This window comes from Nonomuraea sp. NPDC003727, from assembly GCF_053586935.1.
Genome location: NZ_JBSFNE010000009.1, coordinates 365,839 through 387,459 on the forward strand (window position 1 = coordinate 365,839; position 21,621 = coordinate 387,459).

Consider the following 21,621-nt stretch of genomic DNA (forward strand, 5'->3'; position numbering starts at 1 on the left):
CGAACCGTCCGGCCCCGTTCCACCGGCCAAGCCCGATGCCGCCGCGAAATCGACTTCACCAGCCTCCGCGAAAAGCTCGACACCACCACCCCCGGCGGCTGCCTCGTCTTCCACGTCTTCGCCGCCCAGGCCGAATTCATGCGCGAACTCATCGTGGCCGGCGCCTACGAGGGGGCCTGGCCGCCGCCGAAGCCTGAGGCCGCACCGGCCGGCGCCCCACCGTCGTCAACACCGACCCACTCAAGGCCACCGCGACCTGCTATCCGACCCCGAACGCCCGGTCACCTCCATCGCCAAGCTGCTCGGCATCTCGGTCGGCACTCTCTCCAACCACATCCCCGGCCTACAACAGCTGCGCCTGCGCGAACGCAACAGCGAAGCACCTCCGAACGGAAAGTCACGGTAAGCACGCCCCCACGCTCGCCTTAGCGAGACCTTCGTTCCGATGCTCGTCATGCCCCTTCACCGAGACCGGAACCGCCTTCACCTGAACGCCGCACCGGGCCACGGCATCTCGCCGCGGCTTCGTCCCGGGCCGGAGGCGAGACTCGCGTTCCGTCACTCCGGCGCGCCGAACAAACCCGGCGCCTTTACAAAGTAGATTTCTACGCCAACAGTCAAAGAAGTCTTTGACACTTCCGGAAAGCCAAAGATATCTTTGGCACATGCGCATCACTGATCCGCGGGCCGTGCGTGCCCTGGCGCACCCCCTACGGCTGGAGCTGATCGACCTGCTCGGCAGGATCGGCCCCGCGACGGCCGCCACCTGCGCCAAGCACCTGGAAACCTCCCAGGCGTCCTGCTCCTTCCACCTTCGCCAGCTGGCCAAGTACGGCTACGTCACCGAGGCCGACCCCTCGACGGACAAGCGGGAACGCCTGTGGCGGTTGGCCGACCACGAGCAGGCATGGTCCGCGGCGGAAGGCGGCCCGGCGGCGCTCGAACTGGAGCGCGTGTTCATCGAGCGGGAGGCCAGCCGCATGGCCGCGTGGGCCCAGGCCCGGTCCTCCGCTCCCCCGGCCTGGCAGGAGGCGGCGTTCGCGTCCGGCGTCAGCGTCCCTGTGACCCCCGAGGAGCTCGACGCCATCGGCAAGGACTTCATGCGGCTGCTCCAGCCGTACATCGCCCGCCTGTCCGACCCGTCGCTGATCCCCGAGGGCGCCGAGTCCGCCCGCGTCTTCCTCCACGGAGCCCCCCATGCGCCTCTTGGTGCGTAACCCGCGCTTCCGCCGGCTGCTCCTCGGCGACGCCGTCTCAAGTTTCGGCGACAGCGCGCTGTTCTTGTCCCTGGCCATCTGGGCCAAGGACCTGACCGGCTCGGCCGCCGCCGCCGGGATCGTCTTCCTGTGCATCACCGCCCCGGGCCTGGTCTCCCCTCTCTACGGTCACCTGGTCGACCGGGTCCGTCGCAAACCATTGCTGATGGCCATGTACGCGGCGATGGCGGTCATCGTGCCCGCCCTGCTCCTCGTGCGTACGGCGGGCGACATCTGGATCATCTACGCGGTGGCGCTGGCCTACGGCGTCCTGTTCTCCACACCGGCCTACGGCGGGCTGCTGAAGGACCTGCTGCCCTCCGCCGACGCGGCCGCGGCCAGAAGCATGCTGATCACCGTCCGTGAGGGGTTACGCGTTCTTTCACCGGCCGCCGGCGCGTGGATCTACCTGACCTTCGGCGGTGGCACGCTCGCCGTCGTCGACGCGTTCACCTTCGTCGTCGCCCTCCTCGTACTCGCCTCCATCGACGTCGTCGAATCGCCGCCCGAGCCCGCCCGCGCCGGCGACGGCTTCTGGAACGCCGTGACCGCCGGATTCCGCTACCTGCGCGACGTACCGCTGCTGCTGCGACTGTCGGTGGCCTTCGCCGCCTTCCTCGCCGGAGCCGGTCTGCTCGACACCGCCACCTTCGCCGCCATCGAGGGCCTCGGCCGGCCCGCCGCCTTCTTCGGCGTCGTCACCGCGGTCCAGGGCGCCGGGTCGGTCCTGGGCGGCCTGCTGTCGGGCAGGCTCATCGCCCGGCTGGCCGAGACGCGCACCACCGCCGTCGGCTACGCGGTCATGGCGCTGGGCGTCGGCCTCTGCCTCGTCGAAGCGGTCCCGGTGTACCTGCTGGGCACTGCCCTCCTGGGCGCCGGACTACCGCTGCTCCGCGTCGCTCTCGGTACGGCGCAGCAGCTCTACGTGCCCGCCCGCCTGCAGGGCCGGGTCGGCGCGGCGATCGGCATGGTGTCGGACCTGACGCAGACGCTTTCGATCGCCCTCGGCGCCGCGGTGGTGGGGCTGCTCGACTACCGGGTGATGCTCGGCGCCGTCGCCCTCGCGGCCCTGCTCTGCTGCCTGGTGGTGCTCGTCCGTCCCGCGCCCACCCCCGCGATCGTCCCCTCGATCGCGGACACGCCCCAGCCGGTCGGATAGCGCCCCCTACGGCGGGCACCCCTCCAGTGGGTGTCCCGTCGCGCGTCCGCGGGCGACGCCTTGCCGCCACCCGCTCATCGGCACCCCGAGACCGCGCCCCGTCACCGCACCTCGTCACCGCACTCCGTCGCCGCACCCGTCGCCCGCACCCAGCACCGCGCCCCGTCGCCGCCACCCGACACCGTGCCCTCACCGCGCCTGACCGCGCCCCGAGACCGCCGAGTCACGCCGACCGCGGGAGGGCTAGGGTCAAAGCCATGATTCGCGTGTTTCTCCTCGACGATCACGAGGTGGTACGCCGGGGCGTCGCCGCCCTGCTGGAGGCCGAAGACGACATCGAGGTCATCGGGGAGGCGGGAACGGCCGAGTCGGCCATCGCCCGCATCGCCGCGCTCAACCCGGACGTGGCCGTCCTGGACGTCCGGCTGCCCGACGGCAACGGTGTCGACGTCTGCCGCGAGGTGCGCTCCCGCCTGCCCGACCTGAGGTGCCTGATGCTGACCTCCTACGCCGACGACGACGCTTTATTCGACGCGGTCATGGCCGGGGCCTCCGGCTACGTGCTCAAGCAGATCCACGGCTCCGACCTCGTCGGCGCCGTCCGCACGGTGGCCTCGGGGCAGTCGCTGCTCGACCCGCAGACCACCGCCGCGATGCTGCACCGCCTGCGCGACCAGGCCACCCGCCGTGACCCGCTGGCCGCCCTGACCGACCAGGAGCGCCTGATCCTCGACCTCATCGGCGAGGGTCTCACCAACCGGCAGATCGGCGAGCGCCTCTACCTGGCGGAGAAGACCGTCAAGAACTACGTCTCCAACCTGTTGGGCAAGCTCGACATGCAGCGCCGTACCCAGGCGGCGGCCCTCGCCGCCCGTCTCAAGGCGGATCGCAAGGAGAAGCACTGACCAACGCCCCCGTCCGGGCCCTCGGCGGTTCGCCCGCGGGGGCCCGGCGGGCGAACCGCCGGCGTGTGTCAGAGTGCAGTATGCGCAAGTACGTCATCATGGGCGTCCAGGGCAGCGGCAAGGGCACGCAGGGCACCCTGCTCGCCCGGGACCTCGACCTGGTGCACATCAGTGTCGGCGACATCTTCCGGTGGCACGTCCAGAACCACACCAAGCTGGGGGCCATGGTCCGGCGCGTGATGGCCGCAGGGGAACTGGTCGGCGACGACCTGGTGGAGAAGGTCGTGCGCGACCGGCTGGCGCAGCACGACTGGAACTACGGCTTCGTCGTCGACGGGTTCCCCCGCAACCAGCGGCAGGCCGAGTTCTTCCTGGAGAGCTACGACATCGACAGCGTCGTCCATCTCGATCTGCCTGATGAGGACGTCCGGCGCCGGGTGCTGGCCCGCCGCCTGTGCGCCCGCTGCGGCATGGACTACAACCTCATCGCCCACCGCCCGAAGGAGAACGGCCGGTGCGACGTGTGCGGCGGCGAGCTCGTCACGCGGGAGGACGACACGCCCGAGGCGCTCGCCGGCCGGCTGCGGGACTACCACGACAAGACCGACCCGGTCCTCGCGCTGTTCCGCCGCAAGGAGTACGTCGTCACGGTCGACGCGAGACCCGACCGGGTCTCGGTGCAGCGGGAGATCCGTACACGTCTGGGCCTTCCGCCGTACGAGCCGGACGGCTCCGGCTGAGCCGCCTCGCCGACCCCGGAGGACGGCCGCCAGCGGCCGGCGAAGGCGGGCCCGGAAGACCCGCTCCATGGACACGCCCTGGCCCACCCCCGCGCCGGCGGGTTCGATGCGCGCGACGAGAGCCCTCCGCTCCCGAACGTGTCCCCCGGCCCCACAGCAGGTTGAGCGGTGCTCGCTGACCCTCCACTCCGAATGCGTGGTTCTACCCGTGTGAGCCGGCCCCACTTACCCGTCAGGTCCGGCCCCCCCTTCACCGCACGGCGTCCGCCGCGCAGGTCGGCGCCGAGCACCGGATCCTGCAGCGGCTACGGCAAGCCGGACTTCCCTTCCAGGTGCCTGAGCCGGTCCCCGCGCCCGGCGGGGGCACGATGATCGAGACCGCGGCCGGGCCCGCCGCCGTCTGCCGGTGGATCGCAGAGGTCACCAGTCGGCTTGGCCCCCGGCCATCAGGGCTACCGCTCTCGCGTGACCTGGGGAGTGGATATCGGGGAGCGAGCTCGTTTGACGGGTGCCGGGGAGCGCAGGTCTACGGCGCCTCGATAGTGCCGGCGGTCGTGGCATCACGTGTTCGGCGCTGTGCGCTCAGTACGGAGTCGAGCAGGCCGGGGAACAGTGATTCGAGGTCCTCTCGGCGCAGGCGTACCAGCCGGGATCGGCCCTGCACCTTCGTCCACGTCACGCCGGCCTCGCGCAGCACCCGGTAGTGGTGCGACAGCGTCGTCTGATGCACGTCGATGTCGGCGCCGATCGTGTTGCAGAAGTCCTCGCCCATCCGGTCGAGCCGCAGGACGAGGTCCAGCCGTACCGGATCGGCCAGAGCGCGCAGCACCTCCACCAGCCGGATGGCCTCGGTCGCCGGTTGTGACACCTCACGCATCGCCGCCCCCTGTGTTGAGCACACCCGCCACGCTACCAACACATGGATATATGGACAAGTATCCATGTATTGCCTAGGGTTCCCCTCGGCACTTCTGAGGTTCCTCTGGAAAGGCGGCACCACCCGGTGTTGAAACGACTTCTTCCTCTGGCCCTGGCGACCTTCGCCGTCGGCACCGACGGCTACGTCATCGCGGGCCTGCTCCCGGCCATCGCCACCGACCTGCAGGTCTCCACTCCGGCCGCTGGGCAGTTGGTGACGGCGTTCGCCCTGGTGATGGCCCTGTCGGCGCCCGTCATGGGCGCGCTCACCAGTGGACTGGACAGGCGGTCCGCGCTGCTGATCGCGTTGAGTGTCTTCGTGGTCGGCAACGCTGTCACCGCCCTGGGCACAAGTTACGAGGTGGTGATGATCGCCCGTATCGTCACCGCGGTCGGGGCCGGGATGATCAACTCCGCCGCCTCCAGCACTGCCGGGGCCATCGCACCCCCGGAACGCCGAGGCAGGGCACTTGCCTTTGTGTTGGGCGGCCTCACGTTGGCGACGGCGTTGGGTCTTCCTCTCGGCACGCTGATCGGCGATACCGACTGGCACATCACCATGTGGGCCGTCGCCGGGATCGGCCTCGTCGCGGCCCTCGGGATCGCCGCCGGCCTGCCCAGGGTGACGCTTCCCGCCGCATCACTGGGCGATCGGCTGCGCCCGCTCAAGCAGGGCCGGGTCCTCGCGCTGCTGGCCGTCACCACGCTGGTCTTCCTCGGCGCCTACACCCTCTACACCTACATCGGCCCGACCCTACAGGATGCGACCGGCGGCTCCGAACCGCTGCTCACCGTCATCCTGCTGGCCTGGGGAATCGGCGTCCTGGCCGGAAACATCATCGCCGGACGGCTGGTCGACCGGCACGACCCCGCGCACGTGCTGACCGGTCCCATCGCCATCGCCGCCGTCGCGCTTGCCCTCACTTCGGTGGCGACCGCCACGCTCGTGTCCACCCTGGCATGGGCCGCGATCTGGGGCGCGGCCCTGGGCGTCATCGTCGTGCCCCAACAGCACCGGCTCATCGCCCTCAATCCGGCCGCAGCACCGGTTCTGCTCGGCCTCAACTCCTCGGCCATTTACGTCGGGATAGCTCTTGGTGGCGGCCTGGGCGGACTGGCCCAGAAGTGGTTCGCCATCGCGCCCGCCGCGCTGGGGCTGCCAGCCGCCGGTGTCACGACCTTGGCGCTGCTCTACCACCTGACAACCGCACGCCACCATGCGCCCTCAGCGCCTGAGCCGGCTCCCTCCACCCCGAAGCAGGCTGAGGCGTAACGCCCCCGCTGGGGCCCGCCACGAGCGTTGCCGGTTCCGGGGCTCGAACGCTACCCGTCTACTCACGGCACGGGACTGAGCGGGCGGAGCCCGCCGGGCATCTCCGGGAGCTGGCGGCCCATCAGGTTGATGTGGTGCCGCACGAACGGCGCCAGGCGGGCCACATCCTCCTCGCGCGCCTCGGACCCGCTCGTGCGCAGGTGGGTCAGGGCGGCGTCCATGGAGCGGGTGTCGAACAGCACGATCGCGTTCGACACCAGGCCCAGCGCGCCGATCTGGTCCTCCACGCCCTCCTGGTAGTTCTGGTAGAGCTGCCCGTTGCGGCCAGGTGGATGAGCTTGCGGGCCAGGGCGTGGCGGCCTTCCTGCAGGTTGGCCTGGACCTTGATCTGGGGCCGCCGCTCCTTCCAGTTCCCGGATGCGCTGCGGGCGTCAACCGCTCAACCCCATCCCACGAGCGGGGACGCGTATCACTCGAGATGGGCGAACACAGGCGTGCCGCAGCGTCCCGGGCGACCAGGAATCCCGCTATGGCGAGCACCCATCCAGTGGCACCGGCGCCCTTGTCGGTGATCCAGATGGTGATCCGATGCAGGACCGGCTCGATCCGGGCCGCAGCGATCATCCGGGCCAGCAGCAGTACCCCAGCGGGAAGCACCATGACCAGGCAATACCCGGCGAGCAGCAACGCATCGGCGGCGGCGTCGAGATCGGAGGTGGCCAGCATGGCGATCGCCCCCAGGTAGGGCTGCATCGTGGCGAGCTCGGCCAGCGCCGCCAGCAGGGCGAGCCCGGCCAGCCATGCCGATGAGGAAGAACCTGTCGTGACGCGTTCTCGCCATCGGGTGATCCCGTCGCGGCCCGCGCGCCGTTGGGGATCGAAGCGAATGCTCAGTGCGAACAGGCCGACACCAACGGCGAGCTGGACCCACAGCGCGGCACGGCTGTCCAGTGCCGCACCGACCGCGTCGGCAACCGAGCCGGCACCACCGATGACGAGCAGGCCGAGGGCGAAGTAGAAGGCCGCGAGGGTCGCCAGGTACAGCAGGACGCGTCCGGCCCGGGGACGCCCGGGTCCCAGCAGCAACCACACCGGGATGAACAGGGTGCCGATGCTGGTGCTGTCCAGCAGCGCGAGTCCGGCCAGAGACAGCAGCAGGGCGGTACTCATGAGTGCTCTCCCTTGCGGATGTTTCCCCCGGGTGAAAACCCTGTCGAGGTAACCAGAGGGGGCAGCCGGCGGCATATGTCCGTGATGTCGATCGGCGGAGGAGATCGGGACTTTCGGCCCTAACGGGGCCGCGTGTGCGGACGGCAGGCTGTCTGGCATGCATGTCGACGGTTCCGGCCTCCAGGTACTCTCCCGACGGGAATGCCTGAATCTCCTCGCCTCGGTGCCGATCGGCCGGATCGTGTTCACCGACCGGGCACTGCCGGCCGTACAGCCGGTCAATTTCCTCCTGGACGGCGAGCACGTCGTGATTCGCACCGCGACCGGGTCGAAGCTGGCCGCGGCCACGCGCCAGGCCGTGGTCGCCTTCGAGGCCGACGAGTTCGACGTGAGCGAACGCACCGGATGGTCGGTCACCGCGGTCGGCCACGCGCGCGCCGTCTCCGACCCCGAGGAGCGGGAACGGCTGGCCGCGCTGCCGCTGGAGCCGTGGGCGCTCGGCGAGCGGGACCACTTCATCGTCGTGCGGGTCGAGCACATCTCCGGGCGGCGGATCACGGCGGGACGGCCCAGCCCGATCGTCGCGTCCCCGGACGAGCGGCTCGAGACTCCCGAGTGCCGGGCCGGCTAGCCCGATCGGCCACGTCTCCCCCGGGATGTCCCCGGGATGTCCCCGGGGCGGGCGAGGCCGACCACCGGGGACGCCGACCACCGGGGACACCATCGGGGACGCCACCGGTGACGCCGCTACCGGGACGCCATCGGGGACACCGCTACCGGGGACGCCGTCGGCCGCGCGCCGTTGGACACGCGCCGGTGGGCACGCGCCCGCCTGCCGGTCGCGTGCGCCTGCGTCCCGTTCAGTCCAGGACTTCCGACAGCGGGCGGCGCACGCCGCGGCTGTCCTCGAAGGTGATGCCGAGCCGCATGATCATCTGTGGGTACTCGTCCGAGCACAGCTCGTGCCGCAGGAACTCGCGCAGCTGGTACATCTCCAGCGCCTGCGTGTGGAAGGCGGCGCTGACGCCGTAGGCGGAGGCGTGCAGCAGCACCCGCTGCAGTGCCTGGCCGGTGGCGATCCAGTCGTGGTGGCCGTCCCCGGGTGTCGTCATGATCGCCACGATGCCGGTGGAGGTCGACGTGCTCTGGTCCGTGGTGGTGCCCCAGTCGTGGCCGTGGGCGTAGTCACGCTGCGGGAAGCGCTCCTGACCGCTCTTGCGGGGGTAGGCGTCGGCGGGCACGCCGTCGCGGCGTGAGCTGCCCGGCGGGCGCGCCCAGCGGATCACCTCCAGGCTGAAGGCCCGGTCCCCGCTCTGCACGCGCTGGGCGGCCTGGGTGAGGGCGGCCACGACGTCGACCGCTTCGGGCATCCGGATCGGGGTCAGCGTGGCCTTCTCCGCCGCCGCCTGCCCGACCAGCCGCTCGATCAGGCGGTCGGGAACCGGCAGGTCGGTGAACCCGGCCCGGTGGGTGCGCCGCCGTTTGATCTCGCCGGCCAGGATCCCCGTGATCTCGTCCGGGGTCAGCGGGGAGCCGAGCCGTACGGTGGCCAGCAGCGCCGGGCGGTCGGGGTCGGGCAGCACCCGCACGATCGGCTCGTAGCCCTCTGCCCGCAGCGCGGTGCGCAGGGTGAACAGTGCCGCGCCGCAGCTGATGAACAGCTCGCGGGCCTGCGGGTCGCTCACCCGGAGCTTGCGCTCGACGTCGGCGCGGACCCTGATCTCCTCCCCGGACACCGCGAAGGTCCAGGGCTGGGTGTTGTGGACCGAGGGGGCCCAGGTCGCGGCCTCGATCGCCGCGTGGATCGCCTTGTCCTTCATGGCGGTTGCACCTCCTGCGCATTACCACCAGCGCATCACGCGGCGGACCGCCGGGTGAGGGCCGAAAGTCCCATCGTGGGGTGCCATCGGCCCCGTGCGCCGCCGCGGGGATGCCGTGGATGGGACAGGGCCGTCCGCCCCCCGGATCCTCTGCCCTGCCGGGAGCGGTCCACCGCCTCGCGCCGCATGTCAGGAGGCCTCCCAGCCGCGCCGTGGCGCGGGCGCCTGCCTGCTGCGGTAGACGATGTAGGGGCGGGTCAGGTACCCGACCGGCGCGGTCAGCATGTGCACCAGCCGGGTGAAGGGCCAGATGGCGAACAGCAGCATGGCGCTCAGCGCGTGGAACTGGAACAGCGGCGGCGCGCCTGCCATCAGCGACGGGTCGGGGCGCAGCACGAAGATGGAGCGGAACCACGGGGAGACGGTGGTGCGGTAGTCGTAGCCGCCGCCCAGGATGTTGGCGGCGACGGTGGCGGCCAGGCCGAGGACGATCGTCACCGCGAGCACGGCGTACATGGCCTTGTCGTTGCGCGTGGTGGCGCTGAAGACGGGGCCGACGGTGCGGCGCCGGTAGATGAGGATGGCCAGCCCGCCCAGGGTGCACACGCCCGCGACCGTGCCCAGGCCGACGGCGGCGACGTGGTAGGCCGCCTCGGTGACGCCGACGGCCGCCGTCCAGCTCTTCGGGATCACCAGGCCCCCGATGTGGCCCAGCATCACGACGAGGATGCCGAAGTGGAACAGCGGGCTGCCGACGCGCAGCAGGCGCGACTCGTACAGCTGCGAGGAGCGGGTCGTCCAGCCGACCTGTCGTAACGGTAGCGCCACACGTGACCCAGGACGAACACCGTCAAGGCCACGTACGGTGCCACGACCCCGAGCAGGACGCTCATGGGCGTTCTCCGATCGGGTAGGGCTCCAGCCCGACCGCCTCGGCCGGCGGCCCGTCGGCGGCCAGGCCGCGGGCGGCGCGCAGGTCGCGCGCGGTCGGCGGCGGCAGCGTGGCGATGACGGCGTCCACGACGCGGGCGTACGGCGAGCCCTCCGCCGCCAGCCCCTGGGCCAGCACCTCCAGCCCGGCGCGATGCTCGCGCAGCAGCCGTACGGCCTGCTCCGTGCCGCCTCGCGCCGACAGCTCGCACACCACGGCCAGGTGGTCGGGCAGCTCGCCGTCGGCCGGCTCGAACCCCGCCTCCCGGAAGGCCTGCTTGAAGCGGAGCAGGGCCATGCCGCGCTTCCGCGTGTCGCCGTAGGCGTAGGACGTCAGGTAGGGGCAGCAGCGGCGCTTGAAGTCGAACACGGCCACGTAGTGCTCGGCCAGCTCCTGGGGGCGCACCGTCGCGAGGTGGTCGAGGAAGCCGGTCAGCGGCGTGGACGGCACGGTCGCGACCGCTTTGCGCAGCAAGGGGACGGCCTCGAACAGCCTCGCGTCCGGGTAGCCGAGCAGGACGGAGGCCACCAGGTGGACGGTGCGTACGTGGTTTTCGGTCATGAGTCCTTCTTGGGTGGGAAGAGTCCGTCGGGCAGGCCGGTGCCGTCCCAGTTGAGGAGGTTCACGCGGCCGCGCAGGTCGCTGGTCTGGCGGCTGCGCAGGGCGTGGAAGTTCTCCACCGCGACCGGGTCGGGCTCTCCGGGTCCGTGGTGACCTCCGCCCAGGCGGCAACCGGGTCCAGACCGCCGCGCCGGGCCTCGCCGTACATGGCGACCAGGACGCCGCGGGCGTACGGGTAGCGGACCCGGGTCGGCGAATAGGTGTACCAGGAGAAGGCCGCTCCGCGCGGGCAGCCGCGCGGCTCGTACTCCGGCCGGTCGCCGCCCACGCTGGGGTAGTCGGTCTGCTGCGCCTCCCAGGTGATGATGCCGTCCCTGACGTACACCTTCCACGAGCAGGAGCCGGTGCAGTTCACGCCGTGCGTGGAGCGCACCACCTTGTCGTGGCTCCACCGGTCGCGGTAGAACACGTCGCCCTCGCGCCCGCCGACCAGGTGCAGGCTCCGGCCGTCGGCCGACACCTTCCCCGGCCGCAGGTGGGTGGCCAGCCTGAGCAGGGCGTCCATCGTCATGCCGCGCTCTCCCGCCGAACCGGCTCCAGCCGTCCGGTCGGGGTCGGCCGCGCCCGGGCCCGGCGGTTCACCGCGAACGCCCGCGTGAGAGCCGTCACCCGCTGGGCCGTGGTCGGCGTCGCCGCAGAGGAATCGGACGTCATGCTCCTGCCCTCGCCTTCAGGTCCCATGGCCAGAATCCACGGCGCGCACTGCCCCCGGTAAGGGTCTTTAGTCCCTTCTGTGCTCGCGGCCGGGTCCGCGGATCACGCCACCAGCGCCGATGCCAGCAGGATCACGCCCACCGAGCCGATGAGCGAGGCGATGGCCATGACGCGGGCGGCGGTGGGTCTGCCGGATCCGGAGGCCCAGCCGTGCAGGCCCGCGGTGGCCAGCACCGCGCAGAAGAGGACCAGCTTGGCGGCGAGTGTCCGGCCGTAGCCGGGCTCGGCCAGCGAGGCCCAGGTCACACCGGAGTGCCAGGCCAGCGCCAGGCCGGTGGCGATCTGGACCGGCAGGAAGCCGGCGAGCGTGATCAGCCCGAAGCGGCGTCCCACCGCGCGCAGCAGGGCGGCCCGCTGTCCCTCCGGCAGGCCGCGGCGGGCCAGCGGGAGCACCACCAGGGAGACGGCGAGCTGCCCGCCGACCCACAGCGCGGCTCCCAGGATGTGCAGGAAGCGCACGATCGTCCACCACGTCATCGGCTCGGCCACGTCCAGTCGCGGGTCTCCGTCGCGGCGTGCCAGTACGCATCGATCCTGTCCATGGTTGCGAGCCTTCCGTGCGCCCGATCGATCGGATAGAGACCTTGGTCCCTATCCGATGAGGACGACGGACCACCGGGCGATTTCACGACTTTTCCGGTACTGCGCAGCGCGCCGGCCGCGTCGCCGGACAGGCGTCACTCCGCGGCCGGTGAGCCATGACGCCGGCGGTTGCGCGGATCGTCCGGGGGGTCGAGGGCGACGATCACCTCGAGCCCCCCGTCGCGAAGCGGACGGACCGCCAGCGTGCCGTGGTGTGCCTCGACGATGGCGGCCACGATCGACAGGCCCAGCCCCAGGCCGTCGCCGTCGGCCTTCCTGGCGCTGTCCAGACGCTGGAAGGGCTGCAGGAGCAGGGGCAGCCGGTCGGCCGGAATCACCGGACCGCTGTTGGAGACTCGGAGAGTGGCGCGTCCGGACCGGACGCTGGTTTCCACCCTGACCCACCCGCCGGGCACGTTGTGCCGCAGCGCGTTGTCCAGCAGGTTGGCGACCAGCCGTTCGGCCAGTGCGTGGTCACCGAAGGCGGGTGCCGGCCGCAGAGAGGACTCGACGCGCGGCTCAGCGTCGGCACGGTGGCCGAGCGCCTGCGCGGTGATCTCGGCCAGGTCGAAGGGCCGGCGGTGCCGCAGGCCCTGCTGGCCCCGGGCCAGCGTGAGCAGCGCCTCGACGAGCCGCTCCTGGTGCCTGCCCGCGGCCACCACGCGTTCCAGCACCTCCCGCAGGGACGCCGTGTCGGCCGCCGGATCGGCGAGCGCCACCTCGGCCATGGCCCGCTGCAACGTCATCGGGGTCCGCAGTTCGTGGGAGGCGTTGGCGACGAACCGCCGCTGGGCGGTGAACGCGGCCTCCAGCCGGTCCAGCAGCTCGTCGAAGGTGTCGGCCAGCTCTTTGAGCTCGTCGTCCGGCCCGGTGGCGGCCAGCCGCCGGTCGAGCCGGTCGGCCGTGATGCGCCGGACGGTGGCGGTCATCTCGGCCAGCGGCCGCAGCACGCGCCCGGCCATGAGCCGGCCCAGCAGCAGCGCGGCGAACGCCATGGCCGCCAGCGCGATCAACGAGTTGACCAGCAACCGGCGCAGGTGCTCGGTGGAGGCCGCCAGGGGCGCCGGAGCGGGAGGGGCCGATCCGCCCGGCGCCGCGGGAGCGGCCGGTGGCGCCGGGAAGGGCGAGTACTCGACCAGAAGGTAGATGAGGGCGACCAGCAGCACCGCGGCCACCAGGAACAGGCCGCCGTAGAGCAGGGTCAGCCGCGACCGTATGGGCTGTCTCATATCCGGTATCCGGCCTGCGGGACCGTCTCGATGAGCGGCGGGTCGCCGAGCTTCCGCCGTAACCGGCTGATCGTCACCTTCACGGTCTGCGTGAACGGATCGGCGAACTCGTCCCAGCCCCGCTCCAGCAACTGCTCGGCGGAGACCACCGCGCCCTTGGCGGCCATCAGCAGCTCCAGCACGGCGAACTCCTTGGGACTCAGCGGCAGCCGGCGCCCGTCACGGGTGGCGATCCGGGTGGCCGGATCCAGCCGCAGGTCGCCGTGGACGAGCACCGGAGGCAGGGCCCGGCTGGGTCGCCTGGCCAGTGCCCGGATCCGGGCGACCAGCTCGGCGAAGGCGAACGGCTTGGGCAGGTAGTCGTCGGCGCCGATGCCCAGTCCGGTCACCCTGTCATCGATGGTCACGGCGGCGGTGAGCATCAGCACCCGCGCCGGGTGGCCGGCGCCGACCAGCGACCGGCACACCTCGTCACCGTGCAGGCCGGGCAGGTCCCGGTCGAGGACGACCACGTCGTAGTGGTTGACCGAGGCCCGCTCGATCGCGGCCAGACCGTCCAGCACCACGTCGACGGCCATGCCCTCGCGGCGCAGCCCCGCGGCCACCGTCACGGCCAGCTCCTCGTGGTCTTCGACGATCAGCACTCTCACGATCTCCAGCATGCCCCGTCTCCCGGTTACAGCGGGGTAACCGCCGCCGTTGCGGCCCGGTAACCGGCCCTCGGCTTGTCTGGGCGCATCGACAGCAACGAAAGGAGCCATCATGGCCGGCTCGACGATCCGAAGAGTGGTCCTCACCGTCGCGGTCCTCACCGCCGCCGCCTTCGCCGCGGGCGGGGGCTGGGTGACGAGCGCCTCGTCCGCGGCGCCCGACGACGACGGCAGGGCGTTCACCACTTGCATGCGCGCGCAGGGACTGCCCGGCTTCCCCGAGGTCGCGCTCTCCTCGGACGGGCTGATCAACTTCGACATCAGGGGAGAGCGCGTCGACGTCCTGTCCGACAAGTACGGGGCGGCGGTGCGGGCCTGCGGGTCGCTGCTCCCCGCTGGTTCCCGGCTGCCCGGCGCGCCCGCGGCGCCGTCCGCCCCATCACTGCCCTCCTGAGAACCACGGCTGACAACCATGGCCCCGGCGGTCAGCGCGGGCGGGCGTCCTCGCCCGGGCTGCCGGGCCGTCCGGGGGCCCGGCCGCCGGGCGCTCAGGCCGTGCTCGCAGACGCCATGGTGGGGCGGACCACCGCGACGGGACAGCGCGACTCGTGCAGGACGCCGCGGCTGACCGAGCCCAGCAGCGCCGAGCCGAACAGGCCGCGTCCCCGCGAGCCCACCACGACCAGGTCGGCCGACGCGGAGGCGCGGCAGATGGCCGCCACGGCTCCGCCCGGCACGATCTCCTCGACCACCCGCACCTGCGGGTGCCGGTCCCGCCACCGCTGCAGCACCAGCACCGCGCGGTGCCGCGCGGCCGCGAAGAGCTCCTCGAAGATCGGATCGGCACCGAGCACGAACGGCGAGACCGTCGGCGGCTGCCAGGCGTGGACGGCCCGCAGCCGGGCGCCGCGCCGGGCCGCCTCCTCGAAGGCGAACCGCAGCGCGGCAGCGGAGTGGTCGTCGAATCCGACGACGATCTCGCCGCGCTCCCGGGCGGGCGGGTCGCGCACGATCACCACCGGGCACGGGGACCGTCCGGCCAGCCCGGCGCTGACCGAGCCGAGGCGGGCCGGGGAGAAGCGGCCGTACCCGCGGCTGCCCACGACCAGCGCCGTCGCCTCCGTGGCCGCCTGCCTGAGCACGTCGGCGATGACGCCCTCGCCCAGGACGGCGCCGATCGGCAGGTCCGGGTGCCGCCTGCGGGCCAGGGCCCCGGCGTCGTCCAGCACGGCCCGGCCGTAGTCCTCCGGGGTCGCGAAAGCCTGGACGACCTCGCGCGGCGGGATGTCATAGGCGTAGACGCCGGTGACGTGCACGATCTGCAGCGGGCAGGCCCGCCTCATCGCCTCGTCGGCCGCCCACCGCACCGCGTTCAGCGCCTCGGGCGAGCCGTCCACGCCGACGACGATGTGTCCGTTCATGGCGCGCTCCCTTCCCGTCCAGGAAAGCCCATGACGCGCGGTGATCGCCGCGGTCGAACGGCCCCGGTGCGTGGGACCAACGGCCCGCCAGCGGGACACCCGCGCGCACCGGGAAGCCTCGGCCGGGGTGAGCGGCTACTGCGCCGAGACCACCGGCGGGCCCTCGCTGGCCTGCACGAGCACGAACCCCTGCCCCTGGAAGGCGAGCTGGACGGCCTCGCCGCTGCCGCGGCCGATCAGCGCGCCCGCCTTCATCGTGCGGTTGACGCCCACGTGCAGGTCGGCGCTCCAGCACACCGCGGACTGGCCGTCGGCGAAGGTCGGCATCCGCGAGGTGTCGAGGAGCACGGGGGAGCCGTGGGCGGTGACCGCCACCCAGCCGGTGCCCTTGACCGTCATGTTGAACAGCCCGCCCGCGGCGATGCCCGCGCCCTGCACGCGCCTGATGTCCCAGGTGAGCGCGGAGTCGAAGGCCAGCAGGTTGCGGCCGTTGACGGTGATGGCCTCGTTCTCCAGGTAGAACAGGTGGATGTCGTCGGCGTTGTCGGCGAGGAACAGCAGGCCCTGCCCCCTGACGCGCATGAGCGGCGCGCCCTCGCCGGTGACCATCTTCTTGAACAGCTTGCCGACGCCGCCGGCGCCCTCGTAGTCGAAGTCCATCTGGCCCTGGAAGGCCACCATCGACCCCTGCCTGGCCAGCACCTCGTGCGGGAGTTGGACGCGGAGCATCTTGGCGTTCTGGAGAGCGAAGTTGGCGGGCACCTGTGAGCTGTCCAGGTTCCCGAAAAGCGCGCTGCGCATGATGGCCCTTTCCGCGACGTGATCGACACGATGATGACGAACGAGCCGATGCTACGGGTTCCCAGGTCAGCGGACGGCTTTCGCGTCGGGCGCGGGATCGGCGGCCAGGACGCGCGCGGGCGGATCCCTCTGGCGGGGGAGGCCTCTCCCCCATGCTTGGGAGTCGCCGCCCGGGGCGCCGTGGCTACGGTCGCGGTCATGACTGGTTCTGTTCGTGTGCGACGCTGGCCGGCGTACGCGCTGGCCGTGCTGTTCCTCGGTTACGCCGTGGGGAAGGCCGGCTACGCCATGCAGGCCCGGCTCGGGTTCCCGAGCGGCCCGCCCGTGTCAGCCGCCGAGGCCGCGGATTACTTCCTCGACCCGAGCACGGCGCAGTGGCTCGCGACCCTGTCCGGCGTGCTGGGCGCGTGCCTCGCCCTCGCCACCGTCACGCCGCTGGGCCGCAGGGTGCCGCGAAGAGTGATGCTGCTCCTGCTGGCCGCGATGCTGCTGGCCGTCGGCGGCGGCGCGGGCATCATGATCGTGGACGGGTTCGTCGGTATCGGCGTGGGCTGGCACTGGTACCACGGGGTGCTCGGCGTCGTCGTGATCGGGCTGCTCGCGGAGATGATCCGCTCCTACGCCGTGGCGCCGAGACATGCCGCGCGCTGACCGGGCGCGGCTGGGCGCGTACGGCGCGGCGGCCTGCGCGGCCGTCTACGGGTCGATGAAGCTGGCGCAGGCGCTGGGGGCCAACGCGCTGGCCGACAAGGACCCGCTGCCCCCGGAGATGCGCGAACGGCTGCTCGCCCGTGATCCGCTGTTCGTGGCGAGCCACTGGCTGCTGGCCGGCGCCGCGGTGATCGGTGTCATCGTGGCGCTGGCCACCGTACGGCCGTGGGGCGCGGTGCTGCCGCGCCGGCTGGCGGCCGTCGTCGCCTGGACGCTGGGCATCTTCATGATCGCCCGCGCCGCCGGCGCGCTCGGGTTCGGCTTCGCCGGCGACGCGCTGCTGCTGACCGGGGTCCGCCCGGCCTCCGGCGAGCACGCCGAGCTGGCTCGCACCCTGGCGCGCTGGGACCTGCTGCTGTGGTCGCCGTTCTTCCTGCTCTGGGGGGTGTGCTGGACGGCGGCCGGATGGCGGCTGACCAGCGGCAGGGCCGTACGGGCGCGCGGTGGGTGAGGCGTCAGTCGGTGCCTGACTCCATCGCGGCGTGGTCGAGCAGCTCGTCGTCGCCGGTGACCTCGCCGCGGGAGGCGATCGCCTCGGCCCCGCCCTCCGGCATCGCGCCGATCAGGCCGGTCGGGGTCACCTGCGTGACGCCGATCAACGTCGGGTGCGGGCTGCCGACCATGCCGAGCCTGGCGTACTGCTCCAGCTTGGCGCGAGAGTCGGCGATGTCGAGGTTGCGCATGGTGAGCTGGCCGATGCGATCGACCGGCCCGAAGGCGGAGTCCTCGGTCCGCTCCATGGACAGCTTGTCCGGGTGGTAGCTGAACGCCGGCCCGGTGGTGTCCAGGACGGAGTAGTCCTCGCCGCGCCGCAGTCGCAGGGTCACCTCGCCGGTGACCGCCGCGCCGACCCAGCGCTGCAGCGACTCGCGCAGCATCAGCGACTGCGGGTCCAGCCAGCGGCCCTCGTACAGCAGCCTGCCCAGCCGCCGCCCGTCACTGTGGTAGCTGGCCAGAGTGTCCTCGTTGTGGATGGCGTTGACCAGCCGCTCGTAGGCCGCGTGCAGCAACGCCATTCCCGGCGCCTCGTAGATGCCCCGGCTCTTGGCCTCGATGATCCGGTTCTCGATCTGGTCGGACATGCCCATGCCGTGGCGGCCGCCGATGGCGTTGGCCTCCAGCACCAGGTCGACGGCGGAGGCGAACTCCTTGCCGTTGATCGTCACCGGCCGTCCCCGCTCGAAGCCGATCGTGACGTCCTCGGCGGCGATCTCCACGGCGGGGTCCCAGAACCGCACGCCCATGATCGGCTCGACGATCTCGATGCCCGTGTCGAGGTGCTCGAGGGACTTGGCCTCGTGGGTGGCGCCCCAGATGTTGGCGTCGGTGGAGTACGCCTTCTCGGTGCTGTCGCGGTACGGCAGGTCGCGGGCGAGCAGCCACTCGGACATCTCGGTACGGCCGCCGAGCTCGCTGACGAAGTCGGCGTCGAGCCACGGCTTGTAGATCCGCAGGGAGGGGTTGGCCAGCAGACCGTAGCGGTAGAACCGCTCGATGTCGTTGCCCTTGAAGGTGGAGCCGTCACCCCAGATCAGCACGCCGTCCTCGAGCATCGCGCGCACGAGCAGGGTGCCCGTGACGGCCCGCCCGAGCGGGGTGGTGTTGAAGTAGGTACGGCCGCCGGAGCGGATGTGGAAGGCCCCGCACGCCAGCGCCGCGAGCCCCTCTTCGACGAGGGCGGCCCGGCAGTCGACCAGCCGGGCGATCTCAGCGCCGTACGCCGTGGCGCGCCCGGGCACCGAGGCGATGTCGGGCTCGTCGTACTGGCCGACGTCGGCGGTGTAGGTGCACGGCACCGCACCTTTCTCGCGCATCCACGCGACCGCTACCGAGGTGTCGAGGCCGCCAGAGAAAGCGATCCCGACACGTTCGCCGACAGGCAGGGAGGTGAGTACCTTAGACACGAGTAGAAATATATACACACCACCGCATGAACATGCAAGACCATGACGGCGTGGCGCGACACGCCTCTCAGGTCTCCCCGCGCGGCGATCACTCCTCGTAGCCTGTTGACCAGGCACGATGTCGACCCGAGGAGCCCGAGAGATGACCAGCACGCCTTCACCCGCGCCCGCCGGAGGCGGCCTCCGCTCGGGACTGTGGTTGCCGCTTTTCGACGAGCTCGCCGACCCCCTCGTCGTCACCAGCCTGGCCGCCGAGGCCGAGGAGGCCGGATGGCACGGGGTGTTCGTGTGGGATCACCTGCGCTGGGGCGAGCCGGTCGAGGAGGTGGCGGATCCGTGGATCACACTGGCGGCGATCGCCATGGCCACCGAACGCGTGCGCATCGGCCCGATGGTGACCGCGCTCCCCCGCCGCCGGCCGGTGAAGGTGGTCAAGGAGACCGTGACGCTCGACCAGCTCAGCGGCGGGCGCCTGACCCTCGGCGTCGGCCTCGGCAGCGACCGGTTCGGCAGCGAGCTGTCCACGACCGGCGAGGAGCTGGACGACCGGGTCCGGGCCCGGATGCTCGACGAGTCTCTCGACGTGCTGGCCGCGGCGTGGTCCGGCGAGGCCGTACACCATCGGGGCGAGCACTACACGCTCGACGGGGTACGGCTGCTGCCCAGGCCCGTGCAGCGGCCGGGGATCCCCGTGTGGGGCGCGGCGCTGCCGGGTAAGCAGGGACCGTTGCGGCGCGCCGCCCGCCTCGACGGCTTCTTCCCGGTGGCGTTCGCCGGTCTCGACGAGTTCGCGGAGCTGGTGGCCGCCGTCATGCGGCTACGCGCGGCCGAGGGGAAGGATCAGGCGGGCTACGACGTCGCGGCGTCCCTGCCGCCCGGCACCGATCCCGCGCCCTACGCCGGAGTGGGGGCGACGTGGTGGATGGTGGAGTTCCCGTGGGGCGCGGTGTCCGTGGACACGGTGCGCGGCGTCCTGCGCGAGGGCCCGGCGCCGTCCTGACCGGAAGACGCCACGTCCCCTGCAAGTGGTACGAAAGGGACTGACAACCACGAAAGCCTACAAATGGTCACAAGTCGCCCAGAGGGGGCGCCATCTGGAGTGACCCATAATGATCAATCTCGAGCACGCCACCGAGGGAACGGAATGCCGGGGGCTGTCGCTGGCCCGCCTGGTCGCCGACGAGGTCCGGCGAGCGGGAAAGCACTTCCTGCCAGAACGCCTGCTCGTCGAGCTGAGTGACGTCCGCCGCCGGCGCGGCGCGCGGGAACCGCTTCTCGACGCGTTCCTCGACTGCGTCCTGGACAAGCACGAAGGGCGCTTCTGGAACCGCACTTACCTGGCGCTCCCCCTGCTCGAGCTGCTGCTGGACGAACGGCACGCCGGGCTGAGCCCGGCCAGGCTGGCCACCCTGCTCGTCTCCGACGTCGTCCGCTTCGAGATCGAAGCGGCGAACGGTTCCCCGCACGCGCCGGGCGTGGACCGGCCCGACCCGATGACGCTGCGCAAGCGGCTGCGGCACGCCATGCGGTTCGTGGCCGACGACCTCGACGGCGGGCCTTCCCTGCCCGCGCGCACGACGGCCGGGTCCAGGCCGGAGGATCTGCTCGACCGCCTGCCGAGGCCGCCGGCGACCGGGGCCGCCCGGTGGTTCGACCTCACCGTCCAGCCGGTCTACGTCCTGCACGACGAGTACTTCTTCATCCGCGTGCTGCAGACCCACGAGATGATCTTCACCACGATCGTGTCGGACCTGCGCGCGGCGATCGCGGCGTTGCGCGACGGGCGGATGGACGCCTGCGTGGCGCGAGTGGATCACGCGGTCGCGGTGTTCGAGCGCGCGGCGTCGCTGTTCCGGATGGTCGCCACCCTGCGGCCGGCGCACTTCCACGGGTTCCGCCGGTTCACCCAGGGCGCCAGCGCCATCCAGTCCGAGCAGTACAAGCGGTTCGAGATCCTGTGCGGCCCCCCGCCGGCCGCGCGGCTGGGGTCGGCGGCCTTCACGAGCGTGCCGGTCGTGCGGGCCGAGGCGGAAAGCGGCCAGGACAGCCTCGCCGGAGCGTGCCGCGAGCTGCGCGCCGAGGGGCGGTTCAGCCCGGCGGAGTGGACGGCGCTCGAGGCCGCGCTCGGCCGGCTGGAGGCCATCCATCAGCGCTGGAAGTCGACGCACCGCACGCTCGCGGTCCGCATGCTCGGCCAGGCGCGGGGCTCGGGCGACACGGCCGGCGTGCCGTACCTCGACCAGTGCGTGGGCAACCGCCTGTTCCGGCAGCTGGGCGCGGCCTCCTGAGCCGGCCGCAGGGCCGTCTCGGCGCGCGGGCCACCCTCCCGCGGTGAGCCCCTACCGTGGAAGCATGCGCCTGACCGCTTTCACCGACATCTCGCTCCGCATCGTGATGCGGCTGGCCGTGGCGGACGAGGGCGAGCTGCCGACGACCCGCTCGGTCGCGGAGGCGCTCGCGGTGCCGTACACCCACGCCGCGAAGGCGGTCGCGCGTCTCGGCGAGCTGGGCCTCGTGGAGACCAGGAGGGGAAGAGGCGGCGGCCTGCGGCTCACCGAGGCGGGGCACCACGCGTCGGTCGGCCGGATCGTCCGCGAGCTGGAGGCCGCGGGCGACGTGGTGGGCTGCGAGGACGACCCGCCGTGCCCGCTGCGGTCCGCCTGCCGCCTGCGGGGGGCGCTGCGCCAGGCGCAGGAGGCGTTCTTCGCCGCGCTCGACCCCGTGACGGTCGACTCCCTGGTGACCGCCCCCACGGGACCGGTGTTGCTGTCGCTGTCCGTGCGCTGATCCGGGGCCGGGTGCGAGGGCACTCGGCG

Annotated in this window: 22 protein-coding genes and 4 pseudogenes; 12 read left to right on the forward strand and 14 right to left on the reverse strand. The window is 72.0% G+C overall.

Going from position 1 to position 21,621, the window contains the following annotated elements; genetic code table 11:
• Positions 1-665 precede the first annotated feature (665 nt).
• From ACWDLG_RS24590 to ACWDLG_RS24605, 4 genes are all read left to right on the forward strand, one after another.
• On the forward strand, positions 666-1,217 hold the full coding sequence (locus ACWDLG_RS24590) for an ArsR/SmtB family transcription factor (RefSeq protein WP_449923667.1): 552 nt from the start codon (positions 666-668) through the stop codon (positions 1,215-1,217).
• On the forward strand, positions 1,198-2,415 hold the full coding sequence (locus tag ACWDLG_RS24595) for an MFS transporter (RefSeq protein ID WP_449923670.1): 1,218 nt from the start codon (positions 1,198-1,200) through the stop codon (positions 2,413-2,415). Before ACWDLG_RS24590 ends, ACWDLG_RS24595 begins: the two co-directional genes overlap by 20 nt.
• A 257-nt stretch (positions 2,416-2,672) precedes the next feature.
• The gene (locus ACWDLG_RS24600) at positions 2,673-3,320 is read left to right on the forward strand and encodes a response regulator (RefSeq protein WP_449923673.1); all 648 of its coding nucleotides are present in this window, start codon (positions 2,673-2,675) and stop codon (positions 3,318-3,320) included.
• 80 nt (positions 3,321-3,400) lie between these two features.
• A complete protein-coding gene (locus tag ACWDLG_RS24605; RefSeq protein ID WP_354917726.1) occupies positions 3,401-4,060 on the forward strand; it encodes an adenylate kinase family protein in 660 nt (219 codons plus the stop codon).
• A gap of 526 nt (positions 4,061-4,586) precedes the next feature.
• Here the strand turns inward: ACWDLG_RS24605 and ACWDLG_RS24610 are convergent.
• Positions 4,587-4,937 carry an ArsR/SmtB family transcription factor gene (locus ACWDLG_RS24610; RefSeq protein ID WP_449923676.1) on the reverse strand — a complete coding sequence of 117 codons (351 nt, stop codon included), beginning with the start codon at positions 4,935-4,937 and terminating at the stop codon, positions 4,587-4,589.
• 42 nt (positions 4,938-4,979) lie between these two features.
• Here ACWDLG_RS24610 and ACWDLG_RS24615 point away from each other — a divergent pair, with 42 nt between their 5' ends.
• Positions 4,980-6,251, forward strand: coding sequence for an MFS transporter (locus ACWDLG_RS24615; RefSeq protein WP_449923679.1), 1,272 nt, complete (start codon positions 4,980-4,982; stop codon positions 6,249-6,251).
• A 62-nt stretch (positions 6,252-6,313) separates the two neighbouring features.
• On the opposite strand, the gene ACWDLG_RS24620 is transcribed toward ACWDLG_RS24615, so the two are convergent.
• Both ACWDLG_RS24620 and ACWDLG_RS24625 read right to left on the reverse strand, forming a co-directional pair.
• The gene (locus tag ACWDLG_RS24620; RefSeq protein WP_449923927.1) at positions 6,314-6,670 is read right to left on the reverse strand and encodes a Tn3 family transposase; all 357 of its coding nucleotides are present in this window, start codon (positions 6,668-6,670) and stop codon (positions 6,314-6,316) included.
• 145 nt (positions 6,671-6,815) lie between these two features.
• Positions 6,816-7,580 (reverse strand): annotated as a pseudogene (locus ACWDLG_RS24625) (GAP family protein); the annotation flags it as partial.
• On the opposite strand from ACWDLG_RS24625, the gene ACWDLG_RS24630 reads away from it, so the two are divergent.
• Positions 7,579-8,052 carry a pyridoxamine 5'-phosphate oxidase family protein gene (locus ACWDLG_RS24630; RefSeq protein WP_354917714.1) on the forward strand — a complete coding sequence of 158 codons (474 nt, stop codon included), beginning with the start codon at positions 7,579-7,581 and terminating at the stop codon, positions 8,050-8,052. The pseudogene ACWDLG_RS24625 and the gene ACWDLG_RS24630 overlap by 2 nt on opposite strands.
• 229 nt (positions 8,053-8,281) lie before the next feature.
• Here ACWDLG_RS24630 and ACWDLG_RS24635 read toward each other — a convergent pair whose 3' ends face one another.
• The 8 genes and pseudogenes from ACWDLG_RS24635 to ACWDLG_RS24670 form a co-directional block, all read right to left on the reverse strand.
• A complete protein-coding gene (locus ACWDLG_RS24635; protein WP_449923683.1) occupies positions 8,282-9,241 on the reverse strand; it encodes an Acg family FMN-binding oxidoreductase in 960 nt (319 codons plus the stop codon).
• A gap of 189 nt (positions 9,242-9,430) precedes the next feature.
• Positions 9,431-10,134, reverse strand: a pseudogene (narI, locus tag ACWDLG_RS24640) (respiratory nitrate reductase subunit gamma).
• A complete protein-coding gene (narJ, locus tag ACWDLG_RS24645; RefSeq protein ID WP_449923686.1) occupies positions 10,131-10,733 on the reverse strand; it encodes a nitrate reductase molybdenum cofactor assembly chaperone in 603 nt (200 codons plus the stop codon). The pseudogene narI and the gene narJ overlap by 4 nt, the downstream one beginning before the upstream one ends.
• Positions 10,730-10,912 (reverse strand): annotated as a pseudogene (narY, locus tag ACWDLG_RS24650) (nitrate reductase subunit beta); the annotation flags it as partial. The gene narJ and the pseudogene narY, both read right to left, overlap by 4 nt.
• Positions 10,858-11,304: pseudogene (locus ACWDLG_RS24655) on the reverse strand (nitrate reductase subunit alpha); the annotation flags it as partial. The pseudogenes narY and ACWDLG_RS24655, both read right to left, overlap by 55 nt.
• Before the next feature lie 245 nt (positions 11,305-11,549).
• Entirely contained in the window at positions 11,550-11,996 is a 447-nt protein-coding gene (locus ACWDLG_RS24660) for a hypothetical protein (RefSeq protein WP_449923689.1), read from the reverse strand.
• A gap of 188 nt (positions 11,997-12,184) precedes the next feature.
• Positions 12,185-13,318 carry a sensor histidine kinase gene (locus ACWDLG_RS24665; RefSeq protein ID WP_449923691.1) on the reverse strand — a complete coding sequence of 378 codons (1,134 nt, stop codon included), beginning with the start codon at positions 13,316-13,318 and terminating at the stop codon, positions 12,185-12,187.
• Positions 13,315-13,968 (reverse strand): response regulator transcription factor, encoded by a 654-nt coding sequence (locus tag ACWDLG_RS24670; RefSeq protein WP_449923930.1) that lies wholly within the window; start codon positions 13,966-13,968, stop codon positions 13,315-13,317. Before ACWDLG_RS24670 ends, ACWDLG_RS24665 begins: the two co-directional genes overlap by 4 nt.
• A gap of 112 nt (positions 13,969-14,080) precedes the next feature.
• On the opposite strand from ACWDLG_RS24670, the gene ACWDLG_RS24675 reads away from it, so the two are divergent.
• Positions 14,081-14,422 (forward strand): hypothetical protein, encoded by a 342-nt coding sequence (locus tag ACWDLG_RS24675; protein ID WP_449923693.1) that lies wholly within the window; start codon positions 14,081-14,083, stop codon positions 14,420-14,422.
• Positions 14,423-14,516: 94 nt separating this feature from the next.
• Here ACWDLG_RS24675 and ACWDLG_RS24680 read toward each other — a convergent pair whose 3' ends face one another.
• Both ACWDLG_RS24680 and ACWDLG_RS24685 read right to left on the reverse strand, forming a co-directional pair.
• Positions 14,517-15,389, reverse strand: coding sequence for a universal stress protein (locus ACWDLG_RS24680; protein ID WP_449923695.1), 873 nt, complete (start codon positions 15,387-15,389; stop codon positions 14,517-14,519).
• A gap of 135 nt (positions 15,390-15,524) precedes the next feature.
• On the reverse strand, positions 15,525-16,190 hold the full coding sequence (locus ACWDLG_RS24685; protein WP_449923698.1) for an AIM24 family protein: 666 nt from the start codon (positions 16,188-16,190) through the stop codon (positions 15,525-15,527).
• A 198-nt stretch (positions 16,191-16,388) separates the two neighbouring features.
• Between ACWDLG_RS24685 and ACWDLG_RS24690 the strand changes: the two genes are divergently transcribed.
• On the forward strand, positions 16,389-16,841 hold the full coding sequence (locus ACWDLG_RS24690) for a hypothetical protein (protein ID WP_449923701.1): 453 nt from the start codon (positions 16,389-16,391) through the stop codon (positions 16,839-16,841).
• A complete protein-coding gene (locus ACWDLG_RS24695) occupies positions 16,828-17,352 on the forward strand; it encodes a DUF3995 domain-containing protein (protein ID WP_449923704.1) in 525 nt (174 codons plus the stop codon). Before ACWDLG_RS24690 ends, ACWDLG_RS24695 begins: the two co-directional genes overlap by 14 nt.
• A 4-nt stretch (positions 17,353-17,356) precedes the next feature.
• Here the strand turns inward: ACWDLG_RS24695 and argG are convergent, their stop codons facing one another.
• Positions 17,357-18,805: an argininosuccinate synthase gene (gene argG, locus ACWDLG_RS24700; RefSeq protein WP_449923707.1), complete on the reverse strand. Its 1,449-nt coding sequence runs from the start codon at positions 18,803-18,805 to the stop codon at positions 17,357-17,359.
• 142 nt (positions 18,806-18,947) lie between these two features.
• Here argG and ACWDLG_RS24705 point away from each other — a divergent pair, with 142 nt between their 5' ends.
• The 3 genes from ACWDLG_RS24705 (at position 18,948) to ACWDLG_RS24715 (ending at position 21,592) form a co-directional block, all read left to right on the forward strand.
• The gene (locus ACWDLG_RS24705; RefSeq protein WP_449923710.1) at positions 18,948-19,805 is read left to right on the forward strand and encodes an LLM class flavin-dependent oxidoreductase; all 858 of its coding nucleotides are present in this window, start codon (positions 18,948-18,950) and stop codon (positions 19,803-19,805) included.
• Between the two features lie 109 nt (positions 19,806-19,914).
• Positions 19,915-21,093, forward strand: a complete 1,179-nt coding sequence (locus tag ACWDLG_RS24710) for a tryptophan 2,3-dioxygenase family protein (protein WP_449923713.1) — start codon at positions 19,915-19,917, stop codon at positions 21,091-21,093.
• Between the two features lie 64 nt (positions 21,094-21,157).
• The gene (locus ACWDLG_RS24715; protein ID WP_449923715.1) at positions 21,158-21,592 is read left to right on the forward strand and encodes an RrF2 family transcriptional regulator; all 435 of its coding nucleotides are present in this window, start codon (positions 21,158-21,160) and stop codon (positions 21,590-21,592) included.
• The last annotated feature ends 29 nt before the right edge of the window (positions 21,593-21,621 follow it).

Excerpts from the sequence above, each read along its gene's own strand:
- ACWDLG_RS24590 (WP_449923667.1), top strand. The coding sequence starts at position 666 with ATGCGCATCACTGATCCGCGGGCCGTGCGTGCCCTGGCGCACCCCCTA.
- ACWDLG_RS24595 (WP_449923670.1), top strand. The coding sequence starts at position 1,198 with ATGCGCCTCTTGGTGCGTAACCCGCGCTTCCGCCGGCTGCTCCTCGGC.
- ACWDLG_RS24600 (WP_449923673.1), top strand. The coding sequence starts at position 2,673 with ATGATTCGCGTGTTTCTCCTCGACGATCACGAGGTGGTACGCCGGGGC.
- ACWDLG_RS24605 (WP_354917726.1), top strand. The coding sequence starts at position 3,401 with ATGCGCAAGTACGTCATCATGGGCGTCCAGGGCAGCGGCAAGGGCACG.
- ACWDLG_RS24610 (WP_449923676.1), bottom strand. The coding sequence starts at position 4,937 with ATGCGTGAGGTGTCACAACCGGCGACCGAGGCCATCCGGCTGGTGGAG.
- ACWDLG_RS24615 (WP_449923679.1), top strand. The coding sequence starts at position 4,980 with ATGGATATATGGACAAGTATCCATGTATTGCCTAGGGTTCCCCTCGGC.
- ACWDLG_RS24630 (WP_354917714.1), top strand. The coding sequence starts at position 7,579 with ATGCATGTCGACGGTTCCGGCCTCCAGGTACTCTCCCGACGGGAATGC.
- ACWDLG_RS24635 (WP_449923683.1), bottom strand. The coding sequence starts at position 9,241 with ATGAAGGACAAGGCGATCCACGCGGCGATCGAGGCCGCGACCTGGGCC.
- narJ (WP_449923686.1), bottom strand. The coding sequence starts at position 10,733 with ATGACCGAAAACCACGTACGCACCGTCCACCTGGTGGCCTCCGTCCTG.
- ACWDLG_RS24665 (WP_449923691.1), bottom strand. The coding sequence starts at position 13,318 with ATGAGACAGCCCATACGGTCGCGGCTGACCCTGCTCTACGGCGGCCTG.
- ACWDLG_RS24675 (WP_449923693.1), top strand. The coding sequence starts at position 14,081 with ATGGCCGGCTCGACGATCCGAAGAGTGGTCCTCACCGTCGCGGTCCTC.
- ACWDLG_RS24680 (WP_449923695.1), bottom strand. The coding sequence starts at position 15,389 with ATGAACGGACACATCGTCGTCGGCGTGGACGGCTCGCCCGAGGCGCTG.
- ACWDLG_RS24685 (WP_449923698.1), bottom strand. The coding sequence starts at position 16,190 with ATGCGCAGCGCGCTTTTCGGGAACCTGGACAGCTCACAGGTGCCCGCC.
- ACWDLG_RS24690 (WP_449923701.1), top strand. The coding sequence starts at position 16,389 with ATGACTGGTTCTGTTCGTGTGCGACGCTGGCCGGCGTACGCGCTGGCC.
- ACWDLG_RS24695 (WP_449923704.1), top strand. The coding sequence starts at position 16,828 with ATGCCGCGCGCTGACCGGGCGCGGCTGGGCGCGTACGGCGCGGCGGCC.
- ACWDLG_RS24705 (WP_449923710.1), top strand. The coding sequence starts at position 18,948 with ATGACCAGCACGCCTTCACCCGCGCCCGCCGGAGGCGGCCTCCGCTCG.
- ACWDLG_RS24710 (WP_449923713.1), top strand. The coding sequence starts at position 19,915 with ATGATCAATCTCGAGCACGCCACCGAGGGAACGGAATGCCGGGGGCTG.
- ACWDLG_RS24715 (WP_449923715.1), top strand. The coding sequence starts at position 21,158 with ATGCGCCTGACCGCTTTCACCGACATCTCGCTCCGCATCGTGATGCGG.